The 16,620-nt window shown below is 42.2% G+C and carries 18 protein-coding genes; 14 read left to right on the top strand and 4 right to left on the bottom strand.

The window, feature by feature from the left end; genetic code table 11:
• The first annotated feature begins 16 nt into the window (after positions 1-16).
• The 10 genes from yfbR (at position 17) to R7070_RS13420 (ending at position 9,104) form a co-directional block, all read left to right on the top strand.
• Positions 17-856: a 5'-deoxynucleotidase gene (gene yfbR / locus R7070_RS13465; RefSeq protein ID WP_014386768.1), complete on the top strand. Its 840-nt coding sequence runs from the start codon at positions 17-19 to the stop codon at positions 854-856.
• Positions 853-1,086 carry a hypothetical protein gene (locus tag R7070_RS13460; protein WP_014386769.1) on the top strand — a complete coding sequence of 78 codons (234 nt, stop codon included), beginning with the start codon at positions 853-855 and terminating at the stop codon, positions 1,084-1,086. Before yfbR ends, R7070_RS13460 begins: the two co-directional genes overlap by 4 nt.
• Before the next feature lie 83 nt (positions 1,087-1,169).
• Complete coding sequence (locus R7070_RS13455; RefSeq protein WP_014386770.1) at positions 1,170-1,556, top strand: hypothetical protein; 387 nt, start codon at positions 1,170-1,172, stop codon at positions 1,554-1,556.
• 85 nt (positions 1,557-1,641) lie between these two features.
• Positions 1,642-2,547, top strand: a complete 906-nt coding sequence (locus R7070_RS13450; RefSeq protein WP_138221991.1) for an NgrC — start codon at positions 1,642-1,644, stop codon at positions 2,545-2,547.
• An 82-nt stretch (positions 2,548-2,629) separates the two neighbouring features.
• On the top strand, positions 2,630-3,187 hold the full coding sequence (locus tag R7070_RS13445) for a hypothetical protein (protein WP_014386772.1): 558 nt from the start codon (positions 2,630-2,632) through the stop codon (positions 3,185-3,187).
• Between the two features lie 219 nt (positions 3,188-3,406).
• Positions 3,407-3,967, top strand: a complete 561-nt coding sequence (locus tag R7070_RS13440; protein ID WP_014386773.1) for a hypothetical protein — start codon at positions 3,407-3,409, stop codon at positions 3,965-3,967.
• 149 nt (positions 3,968-4,116) lie between these two features.
• Positions 4,117-5,895, top strand: coding sequence for a toprim domain-containing protein (locus R7070_RS13435; RefSeq protein ID WP_041154738.1), 1,779 nt, complete (start codon positions 4,117-4,119; stop codon positions 5,893-5,895).
• A 312-nt stretch (positions 5,896-6,207) separates the two neighbouring features.
• Complete coding sequence (locus tag R7070_RS13430; RefSeq protein ID WP_032073025.1) at positions 6,208-6,759, top strand: hypothetical protein; 552 nt, start codon at positions 6,208-6,210, stop codon at positions 6,757-6,759.
• Positions 6,760-6,836: 77 nt separating this feature from the next.
• The gene (locus tag R7070_RS13425; RefSeq protein WP_014386777.1) at positions 6,837-7,277 is read left to right on the top strand and encodes a hypothetical protein; all 441 of its coding nucleotides are present in this window, start codon (positions 6,837-6,839) and stop codon (positions 7,275-7,277) included.
• A 372-nt stretch (positions 7,278-7,649) separates the two neighbouring features.
• Complete coding sequence (locus tag R7070_RS13420; RefSeq protein ID WP_014386778.1) at positions 7,650-9,104, top strand: LPD1 domain-containing protein; 1,455 nt, start codon at positions 7,650-7,652, stop codon at positions 9,102-9,104.
• Between the two features lie 2 nt (positions 9,105-9,106).
• On the opposite strand, the gene R7070_RS13415 is transcribed toward R7070_RS13420, so the two are convergent.
• Entirely contained in the window at positions 9,107-9,400 is a 294-nt protein-coding gene (locus R7070_RS13415; RefSeq protein WP_014386779.1) for a helix-turn-helix domain-containing protein, read from the bottom strand.
• 1,630 nt (positions 9,401-11,030) lie between these two features.
• On the opposite strand from R7070_RS13415, the gene R7070_RS13410 reads away from it, so the two are divergent.
• From R7070_RS13410 to R7070_RS13400, 3 genes are read left to right on the top strand one after another with little or no spacing between them, the layout of a single operon-like run.
• On the top strand, positions 11,031-11,579 hold the full coding sequence (locus tag R7070_RS13410) for a dual specificity protein phosphatase family protein (RefSeq protein WP_014386789.1): 549 nt from the start codon (positions 11,031-11,033) through the stop codon (positions 11,577-11,579).
• A 57-nt stretch (positions 11,580-11,636) separates the two neighbouring features.
• The gene (locus tag R7070_RS13405; RefSeq protein ID WP_014386790.1) at positions 11,637-12,605 is read left to right on the top strand and encodes a tyrosine-type recombinase/integrase; all 969 of its coding nucleotides are present in this window, start codon (positions 11,637-11,639) and stop codon (positions 12,603-12,605) included.
• 1 nt (position 12,606) lies between these two features.
• Positions 12,607-13,395, top strand: a complete 789-nt coding sequence (locus R7070_RS13400; protein WP_014386791.1) for a hypothetical protein — start codon at positions 12,607-12,609, stop codon at positions 13,393-13,395.
• Here the strand turns inward: R7070_RS13400 and R7070_RS13395 are convergent.
• Together R7070_RS13395 and R7070_RS13390 are read right to left on the bottom strand one after the other, a co-directional pair.
• Positions 13,392-13,880 carry a hypothetical protein gene (locus tag R7070_RS13395; protein WP_032073030.1) on the bottom strand — a complete coding sequence of 163 codons (489 nt, stop codon included), beginning with the start codon at positions 13,878-13,880 and terminating at the stop codon, positions 13,392-13,394. The two genes, R7070_RS13400 and R7070_RS13395, sit on opposite strands and share 4 nt — an antisense overlap.
• A 2-nt stretch (positions 13,881-13,882) precedes the next feature.
• Positions 13,883-14,827: a DNA-binding protein gene (locus R7070_RS13390; RefSeq protein WP_014386794.1), complete on the bottom strand. Its 945-nt coding sequence runs from the start codon at positions 14,825-14,827 to the stop codon at positions 13,883-13,885.
• Positions 14,828-15,092: 265 nt separating this feature from the next.
• Between R7070_RS13390 and R7070_RS13385 the strand changes: the two genes are divergently transcribed.
• A complete protein-coding gene (locus tag R7070_RS13385) occupies positions 15,093-15,704 on the top strand; it encodes a DUF2913 family protein (RefSeq protein WP_014386795.1) in 612 nt (203 codons plus the stop codon).
• Between the two features lie 48 nt (positions 15,705-15,752).
• Here R7070_RS13385 and R7070_RS13380 read toward each other — a convergent pair whose 3' ends face one another.
• Complete coding sequence (locus tag R7070_RS13380; protein ID WP_101905929.1) at positions 15,753-16,538, bottom strand: nuclease-related domain-containing protein; 786 nt, start codon at positions 16,536-16,538, stop codon at positions 15,753-15,755.
• Positions 16,539-16,620: the final 82 nt, after the last annotated feature.

The following is a 16,620-nucleotide window of genomic DNA, read 5'->3' as shown; positions in this document are numbered from 1 at the left end:
TTCATTGGAGGATACTATGTCAAATTCAAACTATGGATTCCTAGCACTTGCTTTGCGTCAACGATTGATAAAACGCTGGTCACTGATGCATTCAGTACAGCCTGAATCAGTCTTGGAGCATAGTGCTACCGTTACGTTGCTTGCTCTTCTCGCTGGTCATGTCGCAAACCAAAAGGGGAACAAGGTCGATCTTGCCAAAATGCTTTCCCACGCAGCACTACATGATGTAGCCGAAGTTCTCTGTCAGGATGTTGTGACGCCAGTAAAAAAGGCTAATGACACTTTGGCGAGGGAGTTCGAGCGACTTGAAAAAGCTGCTGAGGAGCAGTTAATTCACACGCTACCTTTGGAGCTTCAAGGTGCAGTCGCGGAAGCATTTGCCCCAGGTGGCTATGAACAGCAACTGGTGAAAGCCTGCGATACCTACGCTGCATATATCAAGTGCAAACTTGAAGTGGCAGCTGGCAATGCGCTGGAGTTCCAAGATGCTCTCGACAAGATGATTGGCGTTGTATCTCAGTTGAAATCTGATTTCCCTGAGATCGAAGCAATAGATCAATGGTTCGGTGCTGGACTTAACTTGTCAGTAGATAAATTGCTGTCATGTAGCGATGACGAAGGTTGCTACATCAAATTTGTTACTGATCAGCGTCCGGGAGAGCCAGATATTCTTGCTGGAAATGAACAATCAGATCTTATTCTGACAGATCTCGAAGGCAAAGAGCTCAAACGAATCAAGCCAACTGCACCTTGGACTCATGAAACACTTTCCATGTTAACCATCTCTTCGGAATGGGCCCGTATGGGAGTTGAGGCATACCTTGGAAAGCAGTGGGTTGGGAGTACCGAAGTATGAATAATAATGACTTCAAACTAGTACAAAGAAATACAGATGAATGGGACAAAATGTGGAACGAATTGGCCCAACATCCATTAAATAATGGCGACGCGGTTTGTGAAGAGTCAGTTACTGGAGAGTGCTGGCAATACATGGGTACGCAAGGTGGTAAGCACAATTTTCGCCACCGCTGTCACCCTAAAACAGGTTGCCGCCAATACCTAGATATCGACGCTGTGACCGTATAAGTAAACCAATCTTTAAACCCTAACGGGGCATCAAAGCCCCTTTGGGGCCTTGGTGTCCCTCAATGACATATTTGGAGGATTCCATGTCAATTTGTGATGAAGCAATGTCTAAGGCCACTAACAAAGGCTATTTAATAACCGCAGAAGGCTGCACTCCAGTCGATATTCCAAAAGAAGACGGATTACAAACTATGTATAAGCTAATCGGCTGTAGCATGGTCCAGAGCTTTGATTGGGAGCTATCGAATGGAAAAACAGTCAGTCTTTATCTTGATGAAGAAGGACTGTTCAGTAGCGGTATCAAGCTCGGTTGTATATTACATGGTGCAGATTCACCTGTTGTAGGCAACATCATCGTGCTGGGTACTCCAGATTACAGCGATGGTGAAGGTTATGACACTTCTGCACCGGAAGACTTTGAAGAGCATCAGTTGATCGCTCGGAAAGGTCTTTTGGACATCTGTGCTTAACTATTAAATCCGAAATCATTAAAACCCTAAGGGGGCACCAATCCCTTAGGGGGAGGTGTCTCCTCAAAAAAACAAGGAGATAGCTATGATTAAAACTCATTTCAATAACCAACTGAAAAAACTTGGCTACCCAGAAGGTCTGACAATCGAGTACAGCCTTAGTTACTGTCAAGGTGATGGTATGAGTTTCTATGGAAACCTCGATGAGGATGATGTAGAGAAGCTTATGCTGCGAATTTATGACCCAAATACAGCAGGTGAAAACGCCGTACTTCGCGTAAAAAACCTTTTGGTTCGTAAAGAAGCATTATCTATGTTGGAAATATTAAGGGAAGCAGATATAGGATGTTGCAGAATGTCGATTGAGCGAAACTCTCATGGGCATCGGTACAGCCACTATAACTGCATGGATCTTTGTCATGAAGTCGATTTTGAAAGTTTCTCTGAGGAGCATTTTGAAGCGATTCGTGCCGCTGGTCTGGTAACAGGTGAAGTGACTGATGAGCACATCACTAGATGGCAAAGCATTTGGAACGACTTTGTGAGTCGTCTCGAACATGACATCAAATCTACATCCCAACAGCTTGAAGCCGAAGGCTATGCGCTGGTGGAAGGTACGCCATACGAAGAAGTTGTTTCCTGGGAGTTTAATACAGCTGACTACACAGTCCAGCTTAAAGAGCATCCCGAGCATGACTTTGATATTGGATGCTGGGACGAAGAGTTAGCATTACAAACAATACAGGATATTGTTGATGGTAAGCAGCGCTATCTGAGGTTGGAAGCTAAGATCCTCGACCGAGAGACGGAAGAGGAACTAGCATCTGAATCTATAGGTGGCCTGGTTATAGATGTTAATGACAGAAGTTATGGAAGTTACCGCCGCGAATTGGTCAGTAATGCCATAGCAGAAGTTCGTAAAATACAGCTCAAAAATGCTATATCAGAACATCATCAAATGCAGGAATCGTTAGTTCGTAAAGCGGCCTAACATTTTTACTTAACCCTAGAGGGGGGCTTGCTCCCCTTGTGGGGCAACCCCCTTCGATTTAAATAATTGAAGGAGAAACACTATGGGATTTTTTAGCTGGAAAACGTGTGATTCAAAAGAAAGCATCTCGAATGTATATTCTGGACGTCAAGTTCGCACTGTTTACTTACTACAACCTCATGGTCAGAAACCATTACAGGAAAATGCTTACGAGGGCTATGGCATATTTGGTGGAGTCAACGCCCATGTCTGGCTGGCAAAAGCAAACTTAGATAAGAACATTGCATCTGGAATGGATGACGAAACTTTGCGGATCATAGGGGTTTATCTGAGCTGTGGCTTTGATTTTTACCGAGATAAGAACAAGCAAGTTTATGCTTGTTCAGACAAGGTGATGGTGATAGAAGCTCTTGGCTTGTTTGACTTCCCGATTGTAAAGATAAATGGTTATGATGAAATGTTCACCGTCGATGGAGTATCTGGCACAATGGAACAGCATGAATGGAATGGACGTTTAACAAAGCAAACTCCGCCTTCAATTGCTTATCCTCTGAAATTTTCGTTTAACGAAAATGCGCGATATGAAGCCTATTCGGCATCAGAGTCGTGTGACAAGCAAGGATATTTCTACGATGATTAACAGTGAGGGGCGAAAGCCCCCACTTTCCCTTAGGTGTTATAGAGCACCTAACGGAAAGTGACGAATTCTACTCTCATTGAGAGTGAAGACGCGATAGCTGGTCGCTAAAAACAAACAGCATTCAATTTAAGTGAAAGTTCTCTTTCACCCTTCATAACCCAGTCGGGTACACCAACCCGACATGGGCCAGGTGTACCTGCAAACTGTAGGAGTACACCTATGTCTAACATTGCAATTCTGCAACATCTGCAACAACGTATGCTTGAAATTTCGAATGCGGAAAAACTACCTCTCCATTTCAAATCTAATTTGGAGATTGATGGTAAAGAGCTCGAACGTTTCAAAAGCAACCCAAGCGGTAAATTCGTTTGGTTACTGCGTCCTTCTGGAACTCAAATCGTTCCGGTCGGACTTGGCGTTAATCCCGTTCATATAACGTATTGGATCTGGTCAGAACAAGGACCAGAAACCAAAGCGTTTGTCGTGGATATCAACGCTGGCACCATAGAGAAGATTACTCATGAACAAGCAGAGAGCCTCATTATGATGCCTCCTTGCAAAATCTCTACTCTAATGAGTAAAGAAGAAGTAATCGAGAAAGTAGCTTACGTTCTCCGCGAAGGCGTAAACAGTAAGATTTGGGGAGCTTTTAATCCTCCATCTCTTGATGATTACGCTAAGTGGAATTGGATCGACTGGCTAACTTACTTCAAATCATCAGGTAATCACCTGATGCAATCCTTCTTGGGTAAGGCCATACGCAGAGTTAATGGTCAATAGCCCAAAATCAAACCCCAGCCGGGGAGAGCATCTCCGGTAGGGGAGCCTCCTTGGCTATTTTTTCCCGGTGTCGGGGTTTCCCTAAAGCCCCTGATACGGGGGGACTTAGGGAAGCCTCGATGTCGGGGTTTCAGCTAAGGAGAAACACTATGGATAACTCATATTTCTATAAAGCAGACGAAGTTCGTAGCCTCGCTAAGGGTCAATGGCTTTTCATTTTGGCGCATTTAATGCCTGAACTGGAACCAGCACTCAAAAAAGCGGGAAAGTCCCATGTTACATGTCCGTTTCATGGTGGAAAAAAAGACTTCCGTATGTTCAAAGATGCTCACGAAACAGGTGGTGCTATTTGTTCTTGCGGTTCTTGGCATGATGGCTTTGAGCTATTAAACCAAGCAAGAGGGTGGGATTTTGCTGAATGCCTACAGCAAGTTGGTGACTTGTTGATGGCTCCAAAGCATTTCAAGCGTCAGCAAAGCTCCAATAATACAAGTTCACCGCGCCGAGCACAGCAATCTGCTCCGGCAAAAGTGAATAACACCAAATACGATCCAAATCGTCGCCCTAAGTATCAGGGCACTTTAATTGCTCACGGTCAAGCTCCTTACCAGGACGACCCGATAAATGAACCAAGCTATTTTGCTTACATTCGTTTATCAACGGGCAATGAACGTAAGATTTGGGGCGTTGATCTAGAAAGAGCAATCGGAGAATGCGGTGCTGTATATGGTGATGAAGTCACTCTCACAAATTTGGGACGTGAAGCTGTTACCGTAATGCAGCCTGTATTTGAAGAAGGCACTGGAGAGATCATTGGTGAGAAACCAGTTCAAACACATCGCAATACGTGGTTGGTTGAAGTGAAAACTAAGAGTGTTCGTACTGCTAAACCAGAGTCTGTAGCGCAGGCAAAGGTTTCAAACAGCAGCTATGTCTCTCACTCTGCTCCTGGTTCTTATAACGAAGAGTCATGGGCTGATTCAAATGTTCCGACAGAACAACATGAGGATAATCATTCTTCATGTAGCCCTGTTGAGCATCACCAAGAAGCCGTAGTTGAACAAGAACATTCAGAAAGCAAGGTTGTTCCGCTCTTTGCTGAGCAGTCAAAGCCTTGGTTGATGGAACTTCAAGAGGAAATGCAAAAGAGAGCTCAACGCGAACGTGTTTACAATGCTCGCCTTTGTGAAAAAATTGAGAAGATCTGGAATGAATGTTTGCCCTTTAACTGTGCAGCAGCTGAGCCGTTACGTGCCTATTTCGTCAATCGCAAACTTTTGTTTGCACATGATGTAGTAGAACAGACAGACAGCCTGCGATTCCACCCAAGTATGTCCTATTACGATGAAGATGGTAATGAGGTTGGAAAATTTCCAGCCGCAGTACAAGCCATCCGAGACGCGAAAGGAAACTTGGTTACTTTACATCGTACATATCTGACCAAAAGTGGTAAGAAGGCCAAAGTAGAATGCGCTAAAAAGATGATGCCTGTTCCTGATGGATTGAGTGTCACTGGCGGTGCAGTTCGCTTAGGTATGCCAACAGAAGGAGTATTAGGTTTGGCAGAAGGCTTGGAAACAGCATTGTCTGGGTTCCGTGCTACTCACATCCCTACATGGTCCACAGTGAATGCTACTCTTTTGGAAAACTTTGAAGTTCCAGACGAGTTAGACATCCACACTGTCGTTATCTTTGCAGATAAGGATAAGTCGCTAACAGGGGAACGCTCCGCAAATGTGCTGAAATCTAAGCTTGAAAAGCAAGGATATACAGTTCATGTGCTGTTACCTAAGCTGCCCATTCCACCTCGTGCAAAAGGTATAGATTGGAACGATGTCCTGGTAACTCAAGGACAGATGGGATTCCCGCCGATTAGTACACTCCGCGAGTTTATTGCGCGTAGGGCAGGTGCTTATGGGCGTGTATAACCTAGCAGAAGTAAACACTGAGCCAGGTAACGAAGCTACTTGTCCCTTCTCACCTCCTTTGGGGTGGGAAGGTGATGAGAGCGCCTATCTAGAATTGATGCGTCAACGTTACAAAGACAGAAACTTCAACCAATTAATAATTGGAACTGTCTGGTGTTCAAAAAAAATGGACATACATTACTCTGGGCCGTTTGCAGAACAGGCAGCTCAGATTGTTAATAAACTCCGGTAGCATTTTAGCTACCGGACCATCTAATTACTGAGGGGAACCAAACCTGATGGGTCTGTTCGTCTCACCAAAGGAGAATAACTATGGATATGCCGCAACATCTTCGAAACCCAATGGTAGTTGAAGATGCAATGAAAAAAGCTGAGCCGCTTGCAAAGCAAATGGGGCTTAGTTCTATACCTGACGACATGCTTGAGTTGATCTGTCCGAACTTAACTTTCGCAGGACAATTCACGCCAGGGCTTTACGCAAGATTTCAGAGTGTGAAGCAACTACTGAAATCACTATCGGAACAACACAAACCTAAGCATGGCCATATTGTGAATTTAACGACACAATATGCGAGTTACGAAGAAGCAGTCTTGCTTTTACGTGAAGGTGAAATCAGAGGTGAGAATTTGATAGCTTCTGTGGGTGGAAAAAACCTAGATGATTTCGATATGCGAGATTATGGCATAGCGATGCATGTTGGCTGCGGTGGACCATTTAACCCCATTACTGATAAGCATATTCAAACACTATTCGAGTTCGATATGTTTGAGACTACTTATAACTTTTGGGGAGCTTATTGTGGTAATGGAATGATTGAAGTTACTGTTCCAATGAAGCGATGGTTTTTAACTTTGAATGAATAAATATTAATTTTTCAGTTTAACCCTGGAGGGAGATGTGCCCTCTAGGGGCTCTCTCCTTAAAAACTAAGGAGATAACAATGATTAAGTATATTTTTAACACTTCATTAAGGCAGGAAGTGATTATTGATACCGATAGCAATATTGATGGATATCAATACCACTATATTAATGTTGTTGAACACATTGCTTCTGGTGGAGAGGTTCAAAGGTTTTATCAGGCTGTCGTTGTAACAAAAACTAGTAGTCTTACTTACCACGATAGTTTTGCTACAGACTGGTTTTTGATTAAAAACAATAAACTTTATGTTTGTACTGATGAAAATGGGGAATGTCTTGTTGAATATAGCTCTGAGCATGAAGGCGAAACATTGCCCCTGACTCCTTTTTCCCGAATTGAAATATGTGTAAATAAGAAGGACTCGGCAATTGGATACGCCGTAGCTGAGTTCGCAAAAAGTGTTATAGACAGGGTATTCAATGTCAATGTTGCAAGTATCCCTGTCGTTAACCTGGGATAGTTCAAAAGCGCAGGGGGAAACCCCTCGCTTTCCTAAGCATCCTAAACAGGTTTCTTAGGAAAGTGCCTTGAGCGCTGATGTGCGATAGCTGGTCGCCATAAATAAACAGCATTAATTCACTTTTTATAACCCACGAGGGTACATCACCCTCTTGGGGTTGGTGTACCCATTTGAAAGGAGTACACCATATGAACCAAGCACTTCAATTGAACCCAACTCAAGTACGCGAACAAGCATCGGTAAGAAGGCTGGATTTTTAAGGCTTTGTTCATGCATTATAAATCTGCCGAGATTGGGCATTTCCGCGTTAGTTAACTAAGTGTTCTCTGGTGTATAAGTGTAATTCTATAGTAGAACCAAGAGTCTTATTATATGGGCAAGTTAGACGACACCGGAGAGTATTTACCTTTTGCAAAGAAGCATTTGGTATTAGGGAAAGATAACGGCGACACAAACATTAGCCTTAAATCAATTTGGCCGGAACCTAATTGGCAAGAATTGTGTGATGATGGTCTGTCAGTTGAAGTATGCGCATATTTATCGGTTTACTATTCTGGTTGGAGGAATAACCCCCGTCCAGCTCAGCCATCTGTCAGTCAAGAGCAATGGACAAACGCATACGAAAAATCACTACTTGTTTTGCAAGAGTTGTTTGAAAACGTAGCTGACAATGATGATGTAAAGTTGCTACCGGAACGATTTCGGAGTCGGATGGGTATCCCTAAGAAAACTGGTAGGCAACATATTAGAGATGTTTACCCATTGTACGCTGTTGGTAGAGGTGAAAATAGAACCTACAAAACTCCGTTTGCCTTGACGCTACGACAATCATCTTTAATTCATTTGCTGCCAAAATTAGGGTGGCCTTATACAATCAAGCCATACAATGTTGACCTATTTCCGGTGGCCTTCGAGGGGGGATTCTACCGACTGTGCTCGATACAAGGAAAACGGTTTGTATATAAAGAAACAGAAGAGTTCCCTAACAAATTCAAAAGTGAAACGGATGCTATAAATGCATTACGTTGTCACATGAATTTAGATGTATCGCCCTATATCCCCAGAAAGAAAATCGAAACGATAAGAAACATACAGCTCAGCTATGATGTTACACCAGAACAATTCATAAACACGTTCAATTTTAGAGGAGTTCAGTTTGGGAGCTCTATGCCAGACAAAGAACGTCAACTGTTTGTAAACAATAGCTTTTATGCATTCAAGGTATTAGCTCATATATTAGAGATACCAGACGGATGGATAGGGCTTGGAGGACAACTTGGCATAGCTTTCGGCGCAAGGGGGCAGGGGAAAGCAAGCGCCCATTATGAGCCAGACCTAAATATCATCAATTTGACTCGGCGGAGTGGACCTGGTGCAATTTCTCACGAGTGGTTCCACGGAGTTGATGCTCTTCTGGCAAGGTCTAGAGGATATGAGGGTAAATTGATCAGTGAGTTTATTACTGGCGTAGACATGGAAAACGCACCTGATAAGTTCAGGAAAAACATTCTCCTTATGAGGAATATCATTACTAAGCAACTTTGCTCTGGTACTAAGTATTTCAATCAATCACAGAAACTGGCAGGCCAGAAGGGAGCGCGAAAATACTGGATAGAAAGAAGCGAGATGTTAGCCAGGGCTTTTGAAGCTTTTGTCCAGGACTCACTTATAAGCAAAGGAATAAGTTGTGATTGGCTTGTTATGGACACTTTACTTTCAGATGTGCCTAAAGAACATCATGACAAGCATCCTTACCCGCAAGGCGATGAACGCAAGAATTTAAACTACTCGATGTTTAATCTAATGAAAGGGATTTGGAGTAATTAGGTTTAGCTTCTTGATAAAAAGTAGTCGAGTAGAGCACCTTTTCTAATCTCCTTTTTTTTAAACTGATCAAGCATATAGAAAAAATCAACATGATCGATACCATACAAGTCAAGGAGAGCTAATGCATCAAATAGGTCAATCCCAGTATGACCATTTTCGAACTTGGAAATGAAAGATTGGTTAACACCGATATGGTTGGCCGCGTCAGCCTGAGATAAGTTGCTTTTTTTCCGAAGCTCCTTAAACAGGTCACAGACAAATAAATATTCACTTCCTCCTTTCTGATAGAAATTCACAAAACACCTTGAAAATTATCTAGTCCACGAGTTACGCATGAACATGCGCGTCAACGAAGCGACAAAATTGGATTTCTCTTGATCATTCATCCGGGAAAAGTTGGCAAGATACATTTCCCGTTGAGTTACGATTGTCATTAGATTTGCCTCTAGCGGAGATGATGAGTCAATCAATAACTGAATGCGTTCAGGGATCTCCTCGGCAGTGCTAATGTCAAAATTTGTATTGTTTAACAAGAACATGCTGTTTCACCCATAAGAACCCCGTGGGATTATACACCCAAAGGTCAATTATTCCGAGTGGAATAATTCGCAAGACTTTAGCCGAAAACCAACCGGATTGGCTGGTGGTGAAATATGCAACCTGAGGGAGGACTTTTTTGTCGCCACAAGCCAATGTTTTCGCACAATATAGTTTGTACACAGCTAGGACAGTAGATCAGGCACTTACAGCAATCGGTACAATAAAGTTTTGTTACTATCGCGTATTGTCTGCTTGCTGCTGCGTCTGGACCTAGCTCTGCCCTACAAAACTCATGGTCTCTAAGGTTCTGATTTAGCGAAGGTTAGAAATTAGTGTACAAACTTTATTATTCCAAACCTGCCTTTATGTACAAACTTTCTGGTCACTGTACAAACTTTATTGTTCCAGAACAGCCAATAACTGGTGTAATATTAACCTTAAATTCTCTACTTACGAAAATGTACCTTTTCCAAAGTAGAGCTTGTAAAATTTAAAGGTCGAATAGTTTGCGACTCACTTTTCGCGCACGAGGGGCATAAAGTCACGTATAAGCACCTTTTTGAGTGGATAAAAGGAACGATAGCCGTCCTATTCTAAAACCATGATATACCGGGTGGTTTAGCAGTGGCGTTATCCATTTTGGCGAACTCTATTCTACATAGAGTTGTATGTTGGCAAACTTTATTTTACCTACACACTTTTATTTTCATATTTCGGCACAACAAGGTACGGAGGCGGAAAATCGTGGATTTAACTGAAATGGCACTAGTAGCAGCAGTACTTTCAACTCTTGGTTTTGCAGTTACCCTTATACGGCATGTCTTGTTTAAAAGGGAGTTCTATAAACTAAAAGAGGACATGAAAAAACATACTCTTGAGCACGGTGTTAACGAGCAGCTATGGATTTTATTTGTTACGCGGTCACGGAAGATGCTTAGGTTCTGGAGGTAACATATGCTAAATAAAACAAAGTTTGAAAAAGTTCTAAGTAGAGTGATCAACAAAAACAGCGCTCGTTGCTCAAAGTGCAAGCGAATGTTTACTCAGCCATGTCATACCTTTGGTGGTCTCGATGCAGAGGGCAAAGTTCATAATGTAGCTCTATGCTGTAGAGACTATATTGTAGACATGCGCCATTATGGTGTTTATACAACCCTTCCAGTTAATACAGCAGAAGGTGAACGCCAGGCCAAAGAACTATTAGATTCCCACCCCAAAGACGCAAGCAGGTATTGACTGTTCTAGTGAAACAGCGAGCAAAACCAAGATTGCACCAAACGAACAAAGAGTAAAAGTAATTAAAAAACAGCCAGATACAAAGCTGTTCTAACAAAACAAAGACAAAATTCCCTTTATTGTCCCAAAAGAACACTCGAAGAGAAGCCAATGTGTAACGGAAAAGTTATTTTTGTTAGCCAGAGAGAGGCTGAGACTATTCACCCAGAGCCCGGAGTAGCAATGATTTCTATCACCGATCCGGGAAAACCTTTAGCTGAACTAGGTTCCTGGGAGCTGATATACAGAGATTCTTTTTTTGATGGAGGCTATAGTGAAGACGCTATCCACATCCATAAAGATGAGTTTCGAATGCGCTATTGTTCTTATATTGATTCAGAACAGGCAGAGAAACTAAAAAATTTCATATCTCAACTAATCTCTTCTGGAGTGAATAAAATCTACGTTCACTGCTATTTTGGTCGTTCACGCAGTGGAGCTGTTGCTAAATACCTGGTGGATCAGTTCGGTTTTGAAAGCAATAAACCAATTGAGAGCCCAAATATGACTGTATATAAATTGCTATGTAATCCAGTACGGTTTGAACCCTTGATCCAGCAATATGAACAAGCTGCTAAAGCTCCTAAAGAAGAAAAGCAACCAACAATATCCCAGAAGTTCGTAGATTTATTGATGGTAGCTTTAGGGCTTAAAAAATAATCAGTGAATGTGGCCCCTACTCTCGATACAACGTGCATGAAAAGAAGAGAAACCAACATGGAATATCACGCTAACAACATAATAACTGCGGAACAACAAGGAGAGCTGATCACCGCAGAACAGATTAAGAGCAGTATAAAAACTAACGCGGCATCAGCCTATTTACTTAGTCTCCGCTCAAAGCTTAGCCGTCAAAAAATGGGTTACTTCCTGAATAATGTAGCCAAAATGACGGGCAACCAAAGCATGTTTCATTGTGACTGGGGGACAATGAGACGCCACCATGTCCAGGGTATTATTGACTTGCTTATTGATGCAGGAAGAGCTCCAGACACCATTAACACCTATCTTGCTGGGTTAAAAGGCGTCGCTCTTGAAGCATGGACAATGAAGCAGATTGATATGGAAAGTTATCACCATATCAAGCAAATAAAGAATGTGCGTGGCGAAAGAATTCCCAAAGGGAGAGCGCTAGAACGTCATGAAGTTGCCCAGCTTTTCAAAGTGTGTGATGAAGACTCACGATGTAAAGGAGTTAGAGATAGTGCAATTTTTGGGGTGCTTTTAGGCTGCGGTTTAAGGAGAGGTGAAATAGTGGCCCTAGATCTAGGCCATATAAATTGGCGAGAACAAGCAATTACAGTTATGGGTAAAGGTAATAAAGAACGATTGGCCTTTATGCCCGACGGAACGCTTAGAAGATTAAAATTGTGGGTTAATGATGTTCGAGGTGAACAGCCTGGGCCTCTTTTTCCAAGAATTCGACGACATGATGATGTACAAGACAGTCGAATGACAGATCAGGCAATCTACGAAATCTTGAGAACTCGACGAATGGAAGCTGGGTTAGAGCATTGCTCTCCTCATGATTTGCGTCGGACTTACGCGAACGACTTATTGGAAACTGGCGTTGATATCATGACCTTAAAGGATATGATGGGACATGCTAGCGTTACTACCACTCAAAGGTATATTCGCATCAAAGATGAGCAAATGCGAAATGCAAGTAAGAGGTTGGTAATTTAACATGCTCGTATCATTTCTGACATGGTTTTTAGTTGGTTTGCAGCCCATTGTGCTGGTGGTCATTATTCAAAACCTTATTGGAAAGTTGTTAACCCCTATTGCGCTTCGCAATAAAGCCAGCCGGGGGGTGTACTTAGCTACAGCAGCTATTGGAGTGCCTATTCATGAACTCAGTCATGCTATTGCGGCGTTCCTTTTTCGGCACCGAATAACCAAAATAAAGTTTTTTGAATACACAGCTGGGCATGGCCGCTTGGGATACGTCGAGCATCAATGGAACGTGTTGTCACCGTTGCAAAATGTCGGGCTTTTCTTTATTGGTATTGCTCCTTTGATAGGAGCTGGTGCAGTCATATACTTAACTACAAAGCTAATGCTTCCAGGCTTATTGGATACGCTGGCTTGGCGCATAGTAGAAATTCCTATGGGAATAACGGGCGATCCAGTCAAAGATGCTTTCTATGCTGTGCAGTACGGCATTTCTGGTGCTGGTATTGCGATTCTTTCCGTGAGCTCGGAGCCTCAGTTCTGGCTCTGGATGCTGATCAGCAGCGTTGTGGCGTTTCACTCGACACCAAGCAAAGCTGATATGCAGAGCGCATGGAAGGGAGCGATAGCCGTAGGAGTGTTATTAACGGGGATTGTCTTCATTTTCGAGGCTTATTATCCACTAACCGAAATGGTGGTTGGTTATTGGCTTTACAGTGTATCTATTATGTCTGCCACAATTGTATTTTCTATGCCTTGGTGGGTAATATTGCTGATGATCGCTATGGTTTCAAAACGCTAGCTCTCTGTTTTTTTAGCTGTTCTCTCAAGCAAAGCGCTTTGGCGGAGTATTGCCAACACATCAGCAACCGTCATTTTCCATCCCATAGCAAGACGTCGAATGATAAACGAACCTAATTCAGTACGTTCTTGCGGATTAAACAAACACTGTTTAACCTGCCCTGCTTCTGATAAGGATAGTGAAATCCCTTCGGGTCCATTATGTTGTAATTTGAAACCTTTGTTACGCTTAGAACCGTGATAAGCCCCCTCAGATAAACGAGCAAGGCCGAACAGTACCTGAGTAAAGCTGGTAAGCTCATACCTTGTCAACTGGACGGAAATTTTTTCCTGCCAGTTTGCATCAGTGCCAAGAAGTGGCGCAATCTCGATTGTGACCGAAGGATATTCATCCTTTTGGGTCTCTGTATACTGGAACTGAACTACAACACGCTGGTGTTTGTTATAGATTTTAAAAGCTTCACCAAACAATTTAGTTTCGCTCATAACTAATCTTTCACCTCAAGTTGCGACAATTTTTTCTTTGTACTGATATGAGCTTTGCGTTCGGAATTCAAATCAGATTCAAGTTTGCTTTTTGCTTTTGAAGTGGCCGCGTGAGCTGCTTTTTCGGTATCGAGAGCTTCGCTAATTGTCTCCAGTCGCCCCAACCCTTTCTCTGATTGCATAAGCCGCTCTTGAAGATGGTTAACTCTATCCTGAGTTGTTTGATGCGATTCTTTCTCTGCTTTTAAAGATTCACGGAGTGCTTCATTTTGAGCACTTATAGTCGCGTTTTGTGTTTCTGCTTGGGTGAGTTTTTCGCGGATATCTTTTAACTCAGAGCGTAGTTGTTCACGGTTAGATTGAGCCTCTTCTACCAGCTTACTGCTGTCCTCAAGACGCATCTCCGCTTTGGCTAAGTCTGTGGTTAATCGGTCAATCTGAGTTCGATGTTCAACAATCACCCTACTCTTTTCTTCTAGTTGATCACGCAGTGTCTGTTCAGTAGTAGTCCAAGATGATTTGGCCGCTGCATGTTGTTCGCTATGTTCCTGTGCCAACTGTTCTTTCTTTTGAACTTCAAATTGAAGGCGCTCTATTTTGCTTTCAGCATCAGCTAAGGCAGAAAGAGCCTCTGCTTCGGAACTTTTAGCAGCACGTAGCGTTTCTTCAAAGCGAGATTCAATAGCAGTTTGAAACCTGCCCATCTCTTTCATAAATGAGTCAGCAAATGCATCACTGAATCCCATTGATTCCATTAAATGAGCCTGGGATGCTTCGAGCTCTTCACGCCACTGCCTAACAAAGCCTAGAGCCGTTCCTTTGGAACCTCTGCCAAGTTCTGCGATCACTCGATTGCCGCTTATCTTTTCTCCGGAAGCATGTAGACGGTCACAGACACCTTTTACGTCTGAATAAGTCAATGCAGGACTTTGTTGCCGCTTTTCCATAATCATTTCTCTTCAAAAAAATCAAGTATACCGTCAATAGTATGCCAAATACGGTACAGTTACAAACAAGTGTACCTTTAATACGTTAGAATTGAATGGCGGTACAGTTTGATTGTTTTGCATCTAGATAAATAATCATAACAGACTGATATTTAAGGATGTTATTATGGTTTAAATCGAGAATGAACAGGTTGTAAGGTGTACCGATTACTGTACTTTCGGTACACCAGTTCTAAACCAACTCTTTAAGTGCGAGGTGTGATAAATGAGAAGAAAAAGAGGTGATTATCCACAATTGGTAAATGACTTAGTAATCAATACATTGTTACACCTTTATATGGAATGTAGCGATACACGTCGGTTTGTGCCTCTCCACCAGCGAAATGCGATTGTTATGCGTTATCTGAAATCCTTACTCAAAAAAGCAGCATACAAGGAGACAAGAAAAGATATTAAAGCTCTTATTTACGCTGGGCAGAAAGGTGACAAGTTGGAAGAGCAATTGTGGAGGCTCAAATCTCTTGTTAATAATTATGGCAATGATGTTGAAAAGTTTTACGGATTCCTCAACTTAATTGAGAGTACGTTAGCTATTTACAGTGAGTTATTTAAAGAAAATACTGCTGTCGTTTCGAATAGAGTTTATTTGTTAGCTGATCACATTGATAATGGCTTTGACGATAATGGGAGGCAAGTAGCCCCAATTGCTCTATCTGTGAACTCTTCAAAATGGAAGCAAATACCAGCGTTGGCCGAAGAACATGGTCATTTCTATATTGAGATTCTTGATAGTGATGAGAGTAAAGCAAACCTTTATGTTCACCCTGCCGCAATGAAAAGAGCCGTTCACAAAGAACATGAAAAGGAGTGTGACTGATGGCAGTGTAGGATGCAAACCGCTACTACACTGCCCTGAGTGCTAAGTTCAAGCACGATGTTTAGCTTTGAGGTTTTTCACATGCTTAAAGTTAGTTTTAAGCCCCTTTTCTAAACGTGCAGACTCTAGACTCTCATAAACACTATTAATGTCGATAAAAGAGCTTTCCTTGGATTGTTCATAAATATAATCTGCGGCCTTCCAACCGGATGTGAATAGTAGCTTTGGTGTGTTTTTACTCCTCCATTCGCACTCACCTACCATAACTACAATCGAGTAGAACGCTTCCTGGGGAATGCTAGGCAAAAGAGATTGAATTGCTTTCACATGCTTATAGTTTTGTCTGAACGGATTTTGAAACTTGTAGCTACGTTTAAATATCTTTTGAGTCCAAAATTGATCTGATTCCTTGCCATAAATCCAGCCTTTATAATGTTTTGTTTCAACGACAAATATTCCAGCTGGGGAAATAACAACATGGTCCACCTGAGTAGTATCTCCATCGGAAACTTCAAGAGTAACATCATCAAGTACTATGCAATTATTACCACATTTTTTATTTAATATTTTTGATAAAGCCCACTCGCCTATTTTCCCTTTGATATGGCGTGAAAATACTTTGGCAACAAATAATAGTGTTACAGCCAAAATCAACATCCACGTTGTCGGTTGATTTAGAAGCTCTCCAAAAGCGCCTATAAATAGATTGGGGTTTTGCGCCCATCCCCTCGATATAAACCTCAGTTGATGTAAGTTATTGAAAAACTTTGCGCCCCCTAATTTTAAGTAAAGATCAAAAAATTTAAAACGTTTTGATAATTGTTTAACACTCAAATTACTGTTTAAGAAACAGGCTTAAGGTTAATTTCGAGGGGATGGGCAACAAACCCCATTTAGTATTTTTCCCCTTCTCCTC

Source organism: Vibrio sp. 1557 (assembly GCF_033340175.1).
GTDB lineage: Bacteria > Pseudomonadota > Gammaproteobacteria > Enterobacterales > Vibrionaceae > Vibrio > Vibrio alginolyticus.
The sequence above is the reverse complement of the archived record's forward strand: the minus strand, read 5'-3'. Positions and strand labels throughout refer to the sequence as shown.